This is a genomic window from Mucilaginibacter mali, assembly GCF_013283875.1.
Classification (GTDB): Bacteria; Bacteroidota; Bacteroidia; order Sphingobacteriales; family Sphingobacteriaceae; genus Mucilaginibacter; species Mucilaginibacter mali.
Map to the genome: position 1 here is coordinate 1,412,251 of NZ_CP054139.1, position 13,699 is coordinate 1,425,949.

At 42.8% G+C, this 13,699-nt stretch carries 12 protein-coding genes; 7 read left to right on the top strand and 5 right to left on the bottom strand.

Features of this window, described 5'->3' with window-relative positions:
* Positions 1–67: 67 nt before the first annotated feature.
* Complete coding sequence (locus HQ865_RS06160) at positions 68–2,296, bottom strand: RelA/SpoT family protein (protein ID WP_173414051.1); 2,229 nt, start codon at positions 2,294–2,296, stop codon at positions 68–70.
* A gap of 107 nt (positions 2,297–2,403) precedes the next feature.
* Here HQ865_RS06160 and HQ865_RS06165 point away from each other — a divergent pair, with 107 nt between their 5' ends.
* The 3 genes from HQ865_RS06165 to bshB1 all read left to right on the top strand — a co-directional run bounded on the left by HQ865_RS06165 (position 2,404) and on the right by bshB1 (position 4,403).
* A complete protein-coding gene (locus tag HQ865_RS06165) occupies positions 2,404–3,015 on the top strand; it encodes a DUF4294 domain-containing protein (protein WP_173414052.1) in 612 nt (203 codons plus the stop codon).
* Between the two features lie 4 nt (positions 3,016–3,019).
* The gene (locus tag HQ865_RS06170) at positions 3,020–3,523 is read left to right on the top strand and encodes a glutathione peroxidase (RefSeq protein ID WP_173414053.1); all 504 of its coding nucleotides are present in this window, start codon (positions 3,020–3,022) and stop codon (positions 3,521–3,523) included.
* Positions 3,524–3,674: 151 nt separating this feature from the next.
* Entirely contained in the window at positions 3,675–4,403 is a 729-nt protein-coding gene (gene bshB1 / locus HQ865_RS06175) for a bacillithiol biosynthesis deacetylase BshB1 (RefSeq protein ID WP_173414054.1), read from the top strand.
* 13 nt (positions 4,404–4,416) lie between these two features.
* Here bshB1 and HQ865_RS06180 read toward each other — a convergent pair whose 3' ends face one another.
* The 4 genes from HQ865_RS06180 to HQ865_RS06195 are packed head-to-tail and all read right to left on the bottom strand — an operon-like array spanning position 4,417 to position 6,532.
* A complete protein-coding gene (locus tag HQ865_RS06180) occupies positions 4,417–4,896 on the bottom strand; it encodes a hypothetical protein (protein WP_173414055.1) in 480 nt (159 codons plus the stop codon).
* 43 nt (positions 4,897–4,939) lie between these two features.
* Positions 4,940–5,458, bottom strand: a complete 519-nt coding sequence (locus HQ865_RS06185) for a GNAT family N-acetyltransferase (protein WP_173414056.1) — start codon at positions 5,456–5,458, stop codon at positions 4,940–4,942.
* Entirely contained in the window at positions 5,458–6,048 is a 591-nt protein-coding gene (locus HQ865_RS06190; protein WP_173414057.1) for a hypothetical protein, read from the bottom strand. Before HQ865_RS06190 ends, HQ865_RS06185 begins: the two co-directional genes overlap by 1 nt.
* Positions 6,035–6,532, bottom strand: a complete 498-nt coding sequence (locus HQ865_RS06195; protein WP_173414058.1) for an RNA polymerase sigma factor — start codon at positions 6,530–6,532, stop codon at positions 6,035–6,037. Before HQ865_RS06195 ends, HQ865_RS06190 begins: the two co-directional genes overlap by 14 nt.
* A gap of 823 nt (positions 6,533–7,355) precedes the next feature.
* Here HQ865_RS06195 and HQ865_RS06200 point away from each other — a divergent pair.
* The 4 genes from HQ865_RS06200 to HQ865_RS25930 all read left to right on the top strand — a co-directional run bounded on the left by HQ865_RS06200 (position 7,356) and on the right by HQ865_RS25930 (position 13,640).
* A complete protein-coding gene (locus HQ865_RS06200; RefSeq protein WP_173414059.1) occupies positions 7,356–8,186 on the top strand; it encodes a DNA adenine methylase in 831 nt (276 codons plus the stop codon).
* Complete coding sequence (locus HQ865_RS06205) at positions 8,183–10,462, top strand: DGQHR domain-containing protein (protein ID WP_173414060.1); 2,280 nt, start codon at positions 8,183–8,185, stop codon at positions 10,460–10,462. Before HQ865_RS06200 ends, HQ865_RS06205 begins: the two co-directional genes overlap by 4 nt.
* 595 nt (positions 10,463–11,057) lie before the next feature.
* Positions 11,058–11,414 carry a VOC family protein gene (locus HQ865_RS06210; RefSeq protein WP_173414061.1) on the top strand — a complete coding sequence of 119 codons (357 nt, stop codon included), beginning with the start codon at positions 11,058–11,060 and terminating at the stop codon, positions 11,412–11,414.
* A 105-nt stretch (positions 11,415–11,519) separates the two neighbouring features.
* Entirely contained in the window at positions 11,520–13,640 is a 2,121-nt protein-coding gene (locus HQ865_RS25930; RefSeq protein WP_237073754.1) for an ATP-binding protein, read from the top strand.
* Positions 13,641–13,699: the final 59 nt, after the last annotated feature.

Below are 13,699 nucleotides of genomic sequence, written 5' to 3' on the forward strand. Positions count from 1 at the left end.
CTTACATTGTGGTTATTAATTAAAAATATCAATTGCACATACGCACATCTGCATATATGCACATCCATCAGGATGCCCGCTCTACCGCCGGGGCCGAATCAAAGCGGGTAACCGCAGTGATGCCGCGCACCATTTTTAAACGCTTGATCAGGTTTTCCAAATGCTCGGTATCGTTCACGTAAACCATTATCGAACCCTCGAAGATCCCGTTATCGCTATCTACAGTGATGGAGCGGATGTTTACTTTAAAATCGTTAGAGATAACCGTAGTTAACTTATTGATCAGGCCCACATCATCAATACCCGTAATGCGCAAGCCGGTTAAAAATGCCAGCTCCTGTTGGTTTGTCCAGCGGGCTTTTACAACGCGATAACCATAGTTCGACATCAGTTTGGTAGCATTAGGACAATTGGTACGATGGATCTTAATACCTTCACTCACGGTGATGAAGCCAAATACGTCATCGCCCGGGATAGGGTTGCAGCAATTAGCCAGGGTATAGTCTATCTTCTGCATATCCTCGCCAATCAGCAGCATATCGCTATCCTTCGTTTTGATGCTTTTCAGCAGACTTTGTACCTGGTCGGTATCAATTTTATCCTGCGGCTTGTTCTCGACGCTCTTTTCCGATGCCTGGTATTCTTTCAGGTCTTTCAGATCGATCAAGCCTTTGGCCACGTTGTAGAACAGTTCCTGGGTAGATGGCAGCTTAAAATAATAGCTTAGCTTATGCAGGTTCTCTGAATTATAAGTGATCTTCAGCGATTTTAACTTACGCTCCAGTATCTCCTTGCCATCTTCAGCTATTTTGCGTTTCTCTTCTTTTAACGATGATTTGATCTTGGCTTTGGCCTTGGCCGTTACCACAATGTTCAACCAATCCTCTTTAGGTGTTTGCTTGCCCGATGTGATGATCTCTACCTGGTCGCCGTTTTGCAGCTTATAGTTCAACGGCACCAGTTTGTGGTTCACCTTGGCGCCGATACAACTGGCGCCAACATCCGTATGTATCTCAAAGGCAAAGTCCAAAGCTGTAGCGCTTGATGGCAATTGTATCAGGGCCCCTTTTGGCGTAAAGATGAAGATCTCGTCGCTAAAAAGGTTCATTTTGAAATCATCCAGGAAGTCCAGCGCGTTGCTGTCGGGGTTCTTCAACATGTCGCGCACCTTTTGGATCCATTGGTCAAGGCCGTTATCTACCGATGATTCTTTATATTTCCAGTGTGCCGCGAAGCCCTTTTCGGCAATTTCGTTCATGCGTTTGGTACGGATCTGCACCTCTACCCATTGGCCGCGGGGACCCATTACAGTGGTATGCAACGATTCGTAACCGTTGGCCTTAGGCGATGATACCCAATCGCGCAGGCGGTCGGGGTTGGGGCGGTACAGGTCGGTAACGATAGAATAAGCTTTCCAGCAATCCGATTTTTCGTTCTCGGGCGCGCTGTCCAATATGATGCGGATGGCAAACAGATCGTATACCTCTTCAAACGGGATCGCCTTTTTCTTCATCTTATTCCATATGGAATGGATGGATTTTGGACGGCCAAACATATCGGCCTGCAAGCCCTGCCCTTCAAGCACTTTTTTTATCGGGTCGATGAAATCGCGGATAAACTTCTCGCGTTCGGCCTTTTTTTCGTTTAGTTTATTTTTGATGAACTGGTAAGTTTCGCTTTCCATGTATTTCATAGAAAGGTCTTCCAACTCTGACTTTATGGCATATAAACCCAGGCGGTGTGCCAGCGGGGCATACAGGTATACGGTTTCCGACGATAGCTTCAGCTGCTTATCGCGCGGCATAAACTCCATAGTGCGCATGTTATGCAGGCGGTCGGCCAGTTTGATCAGGATCACCCTCACATCGTCGGCCAGGGTAAGCAGCATCTTACGGAAATTCTCGGCCTGCAGCGAACTGTTGGTATCGAATACGCCCGAGATCTTGGTCAATCCATCGATGATCTTGGCTACCTTTTTGCCAAACTCGCGTTCGATATCATCCAGCGAAACGTCGGTATCTTCAACAACATCGTGCAGCAGGGCGCATACAATAGAGGTAGTGCCCAGGCCAATTTCCTCGGCAGCTATTTGCGCAACGGCAATGGGGTGGTAGATATAAGGCTCGCCACTTTTACGGCGCATATCTTTATGGCTTTCCAGCGCCATATCGAAAGCTTTGCGTATCATGCGTTTATCGCCTTTTTGCAGGGTTGATTTGGATGCGCGCAGCAAAGCCCGGTACCTTTTCAGTATCTCGTTCTTCTCTGCTTCTAAATCTATCACTATATCTTTCATTTATAACCCCTTATCATTTATGCCCTAAAAACAGGCCCCGAAAAAAATATTGCATTCAATTTATGAAATTGAATAAAAAATAGCATTATTTTTGTAATCGTAAAAATATGAAATTTATTGGCTTTGTATTGGTGTTTTGCTGCTTCGCTTCCATAGCGCTGTCACAAAATACATTGCCACGCCCTAAGTTAGGCAAAAACGATACCATTAAAACTTATTTAACAGAATATGACGGAGAGTTGATACCGTGGACAGTTACCCCCGAAGTTAAAATAGTTGACACCCGAATTTTTAAGAGCGAAAAAGACCGCCAGGATTACAACCGCCTGCGCTACAACGTGTATAAGGTATTGCCTTACATGCGTTTTGCCAGTGCCCAGTACCAGCAGTTACAGCGCGATCTGGCTACCACCGGCGATAAAAGCAAGCAAAAGGAAATGGTAAAAGCTTGCGAAACCAGGGTGAAGGACCTATTTAACAAGGAGATAAAGAACCTGACCATTACGCAGGGCGAGATATTGATAAAATTAGTTAACCGCGAAACAGGAAATACAAGTTATGATATGCTGAAGGAATTGAAGGGCGGATTGAACGCCTTTATGTTCCAGTCTATTGCACGGATATTTGGCCATAACCTGAAAGAGACCTACAATCCCGAAGAGGAGAGGGATATCGAATCTATTCTGCAATCGGCAGGGTATATTTCCTTCAATAATTAAATTAATGGACGATAAGAGCATTTACCAGTTTAGCGTTAAAAGGCTAAACGGTGAAGAAGTTAACCTTGGCGATTATAAAAACAAGGTACTGTTAATTGTAAATACCGCGTCGCAATGCGGTTTTACCCCACAGCTTAAGGAGCTGGAAGAACTGAGAAAGTTATACAAAGACCAGGATTTTGAGATACTGGCATTCCCATCTAACGATTTTGGCGGGCAGGAGCCTTTAGCTGGCAGCGAGATCAGTAAGTTTTGCGCCATCAACTTTGGTACGCATTTCCCGCTGTTTGACAAAGTGAGGGTACGCGGGCCTTATAGCCATCCGTTGTTCCAGTTTTTGGCGGACAAGAGACTGAACGGTACCGTAGCATCGGCCCCAAGATGGAATTTTCATAAATACCTTGTTGATGCCCACGGTTTGGTAACCGACTTTTTTTACCCGTTTACCAAGCCAACATCATCAAAGATCAGGAAAAAGATAGACCGCCTGCTGGCAGCGGGACATTGATCTCTTGTTAATGTCATTGCGAGGAGCGGACGGGGTTGTGAAATGGGGCGACGAAGCAATCTCGTAGCTATGCATCGTCGATACACAAACTACGAGATTGCCGCGCTATCTCTCGCAATGACAAAGTTTTAACCTTAACATCTACACCATTATGCAAAAACTGGATATACTTGTACTGGCCGTTCACCCGGACGATGCTGAATTAGGTTGTGGCGGCACTGTTGCCAAACATGTGGCTATGGGATATAAGGTAGGTATAGTTGACCTTACCCGCGGCGAATTAGGTACCCGCGGCACAGCCGAAATTCGCGATCAGGAAGCTGCTGAAGCCGGCAGGATACTGGGTTTGGCGGTAAGAGAAAACCTTGCCATCCCCGATGGTTTTTTCGAAAATACCCGCGAATATCAGTTGAAGATAATTGCCGCTATCCGCAAGTTTCAGCCCGGGATCGTAATTACTAATGCCTATCACGACCGCCACCCGGATCATGGCCGCGCTAACGAATTGGTAGAAGCTTCGGCTTTCCTTGCCGGCTTGCGCAAAGTAGAAACACTTGACGATAACGGCCAGCCCCAGGAAGCCTGGCGACCAAAGCAGGTGCTGCATTTTATACAGGATAACTACATCCACCCCGATATTGTGATTGATGTTACCGATTACTGGGATACTAAAATGGCCAGCGTATTTGCCTATCAATCACAATTCCATAACCCTGACTGGAACAGCGACGAACCGCAAACCTATATCTCATCACCGCAATTCACCGCCGTGGTAGAAGGCCGTGGCCGCGAGTTTGGCAAAAGCATCGGCGTAAAATATGCCGAAGGCTTTACCAGCCGGAAGGTATTGGGTGTGGATAGTTTGATGGATTTGCGGTAGTAGTACTATAATACTAAGGTTTTGGTATTTGCGTACGGCCGAATACGAGATCCATCTCCGTATGATCAGCAATTACGTATGCGCCACTATCCTGGCTTTGATAAGTATCATGGTTAGGATATTCTGAATGTACACTTAGCCTGGAATCGCTGACATAGGTGATTTTAAATTTTGTTGTATAGTTTACATCAATAACTAAACTATCTCCCTCGGAATTTGATTTTATGGTATAGTTATATTTTTTAGAACCATAATCGCAGGTATTATCATCATAAAAATGATAATGTGATGCAGCATAAAGATCTCTTGTTGTTTTTGCATCGTGGGACAAAGGGGACTTACCAACGAAAACTTCTGTGCTATATGATTGGTAGTACCAGTCTCCCTGGATCATTGTTTTAATTTCCGCTTCCCTTTTATGATTACTTCCGTCTTTTTTACAGCCTATATAAAATAAGGATGCTAATGCAATCAATGGTAGAATTTTTTTCATGATAAGATATAATTTCTGACAAAAGTATAGATTTATAGCGATGTTAAAGAGATTTTCGCATCAGCAGATCCGTTTGCAGGTCGCTTCCCAATAAAAAATCATGACTGCCAAAAACTTCAAAGCCATTTTGCTGATAGAATTTTACAGCCCGGTGGTTTTGCTCCCACACGCCCAGCCATATGTATTGCAGGTTGGCTTTCCGGGCTATCTGCACAGCGTGGTTTAGCAATTGCGCGCCAATTTGCTTACCCTGGTGATGTTTGCTTACGTAAACCCGTTCTATTTCTAAGGATGCCGGGTCTTTAATATCCGACTGCGCTTCAGCGAAGTTTATTTTGGTGTAACCCGCTATCTCGCCATCAATCTGCGCGAAGTAAAATGCCGAATTTGGTTTAGCAATTTCAGCGGACAGCTTTTCTTCGTTCAGGAATTTATCTGCGTAAGCCAATATGTCTTCCGGCTTGTTAAGGTGGTAAAAGGCGTCGAAAAATGTAATATTGCTGAATAACGTTAAAGCCTTAACGTCGGTTAAGGTGAGTTTGGTGAAAGTTACAGGCAACATTATTCAAACTGCGATTTAAGGCGTTCCAAACGATCTATCATCATATCCAGTTTCTCCTGTTCATTCTTAAATATACGCCGTTTTAAATAGAAGGTACAAAACAGCAGCCACACTACCGTAGTACCGTAAACCATCACTTTGCCCGCTGTTGAAAAAGTGGTTAATATCTCGTAGAAATACAGCAACAGCCCCAGGCTGATCAGTAGCACATAGATATAATAGAACCAGCCGACGATCTTACCGCGCTCTTTCTGATATTCGTGCAGGCTTACCAAATATTCGGTTGGGTTTTGGGTGGCATCGTGCTTGCTTAAAATTCGGTAATGCCTGATGATAAGCGTAAAGTACATCAGCATACATACCATCATAATGAGTATGCCTGCGTAGGTTACCCATGAGTTGAATACCAGGAAGAACATCACAAAAAAGGTACTCAACAGCAAGGCTACCACAGCCATAATGCTCCAGCGCATTCGGCTGGCAATCCCTCTTACATCCTTCTTTACCTGCTTCAGTACGCTATCCACTGAAAGCTTGTCGTGTACAGGCTGCTCCTGCCACACCGACATTATGTGATCAAAGTCTTTCATGGTGGTTATATAATTCGGTTAACTTCTGTTTAATACGATGAATTTTTACCCTCAGGTTACCCTCGGATATGCCCGAGATCTCGGCTATTTCGGGGTATGGCAATTCATCCAGCACCATGGTAATAATTATCCTTTCCGACTCCTCCAATTTCGATATGCACTTATATAACAGGGCCACCTGCTCGTTCTTTTCCGAAAACTCTTCGGCGCGGGTTTCTACCAGCGTTTCCGTCAGTTCGTCCTTGGCCTGGCGTTTTTCCGATCGTAAATAGGTTAGGCAGGTGTTAACGGCAATACGGTATATCCAGGTACTGATCATGGCCTGGTTGCGGAATTTATCCAGGTTTTGCCAAACCTTCAAAAAAGTTTCCTGTAGCAGGTCGTTCGCGGCATCGTTATCGCCGGTATAACCATAGCACAAATGAAATATCTTCTTTGAGTTGGCTGCAAATATATTCCTGAAGGCAACTTCCTTGTCGGCCACTATGCTGTTAATTTATGGGTTGGATGTTTCGCGGGTGCAAATGTTACAATAAAAGTTCAAATTTGGTAGAGGCGGGGTGCTTTTGTGCCTGTATACGCAAATCTTATCATCACAACCTTGTTCGAAATTCAATTTCAAGCCTCCCGGATTTTGCGCCCGGCTTTCCAAATAATGGAAGCCATAGCGACAAAACCCCCGCATACGCGTTGTATAAGCAATTTATGCCCTGTACATATCAAAGAACACCGTGCTTTTGCTGTTTGCCTGATGGCTGTTTTGAGAAATTTTATTTGGTGATTTAGACTCGCCTAAAAAGTGGACTTTGCAAACATTGTACAATGGCGGTATTGTACCAACGACAGGATATACAATATACGCAAAATTACCGGGATAAGCAAGCAGGATTTGCGCGGTAAGCAGTGGATGCCGGTATGACCGATGATGCCATTTGTCTGAACCTGGATTAAACAGATTTAACAGATGGCAGGATTTTAAAATGGTTGCAATTACGCAAACCAATTACAGTGAAGCGGAATTACCCTAATGACTATAATGGCGTTGCCTCCGGCCCGGGCTATTCGTTACAAGTCCTCGCTTTGCTGCCGCGCAATTTCCCCGCACGCTGTGGGCTTTCCACTGCTATCCCTAACGCGGGTGGGTGGTGAGGGTTGCACCTACACTTGCTGTAGAGGCACGAGTACGCCAGCCTCAAACCGTACGCTGCATACTCGCGCCAGTTAGGGGGAACAAATAATATTATAATAGTTTGTCTCTTCAATAAATATTTATACATTCGAAAAATAACCTTATTCCTTAATCCACAATGGATGAAACTAAACCTAAACTCAAATCAGTAACTCGCCCTTTTTTAAGATGGGCAGGTGGAAAAACATGGCTTGTCAAATATTTAACTAAAGTAAAAGAAAGCAAGTTTAACAACTATCATGAAATCTTTCTTGGCGGCGGCGCGACTTTCTTTTTCCTTAAACCTCAAAATCATTCTTATTTATCAGATTTAAATATTGAATTAATAAAAACATATCAAACTTTAAAAGACGATGTGGAGGGCGTTATACGCGAATTGAAAAACTTTAGAAATGAGGAAGCCTATTATTATAAAGTGAGAGAAACAGTTTTTAATGATAAACTAGAACAGGCTGCTCAATTTATATATTTAAATCAGACCTCTTTCAACGGAATACATAGGGTTAATACGCGAGGAAAATACAATGTGCCTTACGGGTTTCGAAAAAAAGACTTTTTAGATTCAGAGGGTCTACGGGCTGCAAGTTCAGCCTTATTTAATACAACAATTTCCAATGGTGATTTTTATTCGACAATTGACAATATAAAAGCGAAAGATCTTGTATTTCTTGATCCCCCGTACACTGTATCACATAACAATAACGGCTTTATTGAATACAACGAAAAGATATTCCAATTAAGTGATCAACGTAGGCTAAGTAGAATGATTGATGATATAAAAAAGAAAGACGCGTATTATATTTTAACAAATGCTGCGCATAATACTATAAAAGAAATATTCGAAAAAGGTGACACTAGAATCGAATTAACACGGGCAAATGCTATTGGCGGTGCCAAAGCACAACGTGGGCAAACATCAGAGTTAATTTTTACAAATATTGAATTATGACAGAAGACCTACGCAAAACTCTTTTAAATGAATTTATATCTGATGAGGATATCCAAAGACTACTAAGAATAAAGAAACTCGACTCCTACAAAGAAAGTTTCAATAATGGTTCTGCGGCTCTTGAGGAAAAATTAAATGAGGGCTGGGAAATTGACACTGTTTTAAAATCTAAAACTAAAATTTCTAAGCAAAAAGATAATGGTGTACTGTTTAAAGATAAGGTATGGTCATTATTTGCTCAGTTGGGCTTTACTACTTTAAATCGATATAGTTTTAATATCCCCTACGACAAAAAGGATATCTCATTAACACACAAAATAGACGTGTTTGCTAAAGATGATGAAACAGTATTGATAATTGATTGTAGATCAGCGGTGAAAAACACCGCTTGCGATTTTAGTGATGAACTTAATGAAATAAAATTCAGAAAGGCTGGTATTATCAATACCATTCTTGCGTTGTTCCCGCAAACTAAACCTAAAATCAAGTACATTTTAGCAACACGTAATATTGCTATCTCAAGCGAGAATGTAGAAGCGCTTAATAAAGTTGATGCCATTCATTTTCCGGAAGAAACAATAGATTATTATTATTCTTTACATTCACAATTAGGTATTGCGGCGCGATATCAACTTTTAGGTGCATTATTCTCTGGACAAGAAATCCCTGACTTAGATAATAGAATACCTGCAATAGAGGGGAGAATGGGTGGACATATTTATTACTCATTTTCTATAGAGCCGGAAAAGTTATTAAAAATTGGCTATGTATTACATAGAAATAAGGCAAATGAGAATATGATGCCAACATATCAACGTCTTATAAAAAAAAACAGATTAAAAGAAATACATAAATTTATAGACGAGGAGAAAGGCTACTTTCCCAATTCTGTTATTATAAATATTGAATCAGACAAAAATAAAGATTTAGTTTTCGAACGCAGTGGCAATCAGGTTCCTGATGCTATATCTCGAATTGGGGTTCTTCATCTTCCTAAAAAATATAGATCCGCTTATATCATAGATGGTCAGCACCGTTTGTATGGGTATTCAAATTCTAATTACAAGAATACAAACACAATTCCGGTAGTAGCCTTAGTAAACTTAGAGCGCGCTGAACAGGTAAGGCTATTTATGCAAATAAATGAAAACCAAAAGCCTGTATCCAAAGATTTGCGAAATACTTTAGACGCCGATTTATTATGGGATTCTGAAAATTATACAGAACAAATCAGGGCTCTGAAATCAAGAGTTGCGATTAAGTTAGGGGAGGATAGAAATTCACCATTTTATAATAAAATATCAATTGGTGAAGATAAAAAAGCTATCTCAACTCAACAAATAGGTATAGCGCTAACAAGGAGCGATTTTTTAGGTAAAGTAAAAGCAAAAGAAATAGAAAAGAAAGGTACTTTTTATGTTGGAAATCTAAACCGAGCATATCACAGTATCTCCGAATTTCTTATGAAAAGCTTTGCTTACATCAAAGATGGAGTAGACGAACTATGGGAACAAGATGGGAATATAATTGTCATTAATAAAGGCTTTTATGGTATTACGATGATATTGAATGATTGTGTTAATCATCTTGTCGCAAATGATATGATAGATACAAACACTTCAGCAAAAGAGGTTTTTGAAGAAGTGAAGATTTATTTAGATCCGATAATTAATTTCTTTAAAAACATTGATGAAATAAAAATTAACGAACTAAAATCGGCATATGGTACGCCTGGTGATGCAAAATATTGGCGTACATTGCAAATAGTACTCAGACAAGATTTTCCTGAAATACACTTCGAGGGCTTAAACGAATATTTGAAAAAAGAAGAAAAGGAAAATAACGAAGCTGCCTTTAAATATATAAGAGAAATAGAAAGCTCATATTTAAAAGATGCAATAAAACAAAAACTCGAAGAAGAGTTTGGTAAAAATTGGTTCAAAAAAGGTGTGCCTGAGGGGGTGTATTCTGAGGCCATGGTCTTAGCGGCTAAGAAAAACCGCGAAATTGATAATGAAGAAGATGAAAAAGATCCTTGGGATCAATTACACTTAATTAATTACAGAGAAATTATATTAAAAAACTGGCAGAAACTGTTTGAAAAAATGTTTACCAAGCCGGGTGAAGAAAAAATCCCAGGGGGAAAAGAGGCAAAAACTAAATGGATTTTTGATCTAAATCGTATAAGAAACGAAAACTCGCATACATATTATGTAACAAGTGATGAGTTGTCTTTTATAGAAGAGGTTTACGATTGGCTGTCAAAACAAGCATAACCCCCCGCCTATCCAAGCGTGTCGCTTGGATATTAAGAAAGTTTAAGCGTCCCGCTTAATTTGGCTGAGCGAGCAAAAAATTAAGCGACACGCTTAATTAATACTTGGCATTCAAGCGGCACGCTTGAATGGGCGTAATAGGCGCTACGTTAACCCTGTGCACATAGCCCTCCGTTAAACTTGCGCCAGCTTCTGCTAATAGCCCTCCACCCGCGTTAGGGATAGCAGTGGAAAGCCCACAGCGTGCGGGGAAATTGCGCGGCAGCAAAGCGAGGACTTGGAACGGATAGCCCGGGCCGGAGGCAACGCCATGATAGTCATTGGTCATTTCGCTTCGCTGTCATTGGTTAATTAGTCATTATGCTTCGCGTCATTGGGGCACTCGCTTCGCTGTCATTGTTTACAGGAATACCACGTTTTTAAAAATCCTGCCATCTGTTAAATCTGTTTAATCCCGGTTCAGACGAATTGGGTCATTACGCTTCCCTGTCATTGGTCATTTGGCTAAGCATCTATAAATGCCGCAGGCATTTAATCTCAAATCTCAAATCTCAAATCTCAAATCTCTATCTTAGCAATACTAACCCCATTTATTATGAAAGCATTAAGTTTGGCCGTAGTTGTGCATGTAAGCAACCTGGATGCGGCCATGGAGTACTATACCAATGTGTTGGGCTTCAGCACCGACTTTGTGTTTGGCGATTATGCCGGGATGATCTTTAATGATGTACTGATCCACCTCAACGGCCCAACCAACCAGGGCACCAAAAAGGTACCCGGCAGCGCCCATTTTTGCATCGATTGCGACGGGATAGACCAATACTACCAACAGATCGTCAGCAAGGGTGCCATTATCGAAGCACCGCTGGCCGACCGCCCTTACGGCATGCGCGACTGTGCCATCAACGACCCCGACGGCAACACCATTGTATTCGGCATGGCACTGGAGTAGCGGACTGGGGCATTTCTTCCAACATATTTACTTTGCTTTTTTAAAAAAGCCATCCACTATTAGTACATTAGTCTCATTATCGCCCTGTCTCAATTAAGCCGACTAATGAGAAAATTGCTGCTCGTTATTATTTTAACCATTCCGTTATTTGCTTTTGCCCAAACACAGGCAGATACCATTGTTAAGCTACCCGCCACCGGCTACCCGCTGGCAAAAGGCTGGAAATTTCAGCCCGGCGATGACGCAGGCTGGGCTGCCGTTAACTTTAATGATAGCAAGTGGCAGGGTATCAATCCATCTTTACTTATTCATGATCTGCCGCAGATTAGCCGGGCGCAAATAGGCTGGTTCAGGATACACTTATATGTTGATAGTGCCCTGAGGGGCAAAACAGTGGCGCTGGTTACCAGGCAAATTGGCGCGTCGGAAATTTACGTAAATGGCCTGCTGGTAAAAAAATATGGCAGGGTAAGCGCCAACTACCACGATGAGGAAACCTATAATCCCAATTACGAGCCGCTAACCATACAATTGAACGCACAGGCAGAGCAGGTGCTGGCCATCCGTTATTCGTTCAATAAGCAAAACTGGTACGCGGCAACCGGCAGGCCAGTGCTTACCGTGGCCGCTTACCAGCCCGATGATGCCTGGGCAATGTTTAATACCCGGCTAAACAGGAACGCCAACCGGTCGTTCGTTTTTGGGGTATTTTTTATTTTAACCATACTGCATTTTGCCATTTACCTGGCCTACAAAAGCCGCAAGCTTAACTTTTACCTGGCTTGTTTCACCTTTTTGCAGTCGCTTACTTTTATAGATGGCTTAATGGTGAACTGGCGTAGTAACGGACTGTACGAATTTAGCCGCGCCCTGTTTTGCGCCGCTGCGCCGGCAACCTTTGCTTACCTGCTGTTCATGGTTTACGGCCTGTTTGGTTACAGTAGGCCACCCTGGGTAAAATGGCTGGCTTATTTAGCCCCGCTTATTACCGTTTTACAGTTTTTTGCAAGTTTTGGCGAAGCAGTGCTGATCTGGTATGCTGTTATTATTTATGGGATAACCATCTATGTGGCTATACGTGCCTTAAGTGATAATAAAAGCGGGGCTGTACTGTTTTTAATTGGCCAGGTAACGGCCTTTGTGTTTTACTGTAGCTTTAACCTTAATTCCTATTATCTCGGCCTAATACCATTTGTTGGCCAACTGGTACTGATAGATATGGCATTTCTGCCACCAGCCATTGTTATCTCGGTTTTGCTGGCACGGGAGTTTGCTCAAAATAACTTCAGCCTGCAACTGCAGCTAAAGCAGGTAGAAGAACTTTCGGCAAAAAATATGGAGCAGGAACAGGAAAAGCAGCAAATACTGGCATCACAAAATGAGTTACTGGAGCAGCAGGTGAACGAACGCACATCGGAGCTGAACCGATCGTTAACTAACCTGAAAGCCGCGCAGGCACAATTGATACAGGCCGAAAAAATGGCTTCGCTGGGTGAACTAACGGCCGGCATCGCCCACGAGATACAGAACCCCTTGAACTTTGTGAACAATTTTAGCGAGGTAAGTATTGAGCTGCTTAGCGAAATGGGCGAAGAACTGGATAAAGGTGATGTGGAAGAAGCCAAAGCCATCAGTACCGATCTGAAACAAAACCTGCAAAAAATAAACCAGCACGGCAAACGCGCCGATGGTATAGTAAAGGGGATGCTTGAACACAGCCGCGCAGGCAGCGGCGAGCGCCAGTTAACTGATATTAACCAACTGGCCGATGAGTTTTTGAAATTGGCCTACCACGGCATGCGTGCAAAGGATAAAGACTTCAACGCCGGGATTGTTACCAATTTTGCCGAGAACCTGCCCAAAGCCAACATTGTGCAGCAGGACATTGGCCGCGTACTGCTCAACCTGTTCAACAACGCGTTTTACGCGGTGAATGAAAAGAAGAAGACCGAGGGTGATGGGTACACTCCACAAGTAACCATTACAACCTTTACGCCCCCTTTAGGGGGCTGGGGGGCTATCGTTCGTGATAACGGCAATGGCATCCCCGACGCGATAAAAGATAAGATCATGCAGCCATTCTTCACCACCAAGCCAACCGGCCAGGGTACGGGATTAGGTTTATCCATAAGTTATGATATAGTAGTAAAAGGCCACGGCGGTAAAATTGAGGTGCAGAGCAGGGAGGGTGAGGGTTCGGAGTTTGTGGTGCAGATACCAGGGTGATCATTATAGGCTTCGCGTCATTCACTGCGTTATCATTGAGTGATTATGCTTGAAGCATC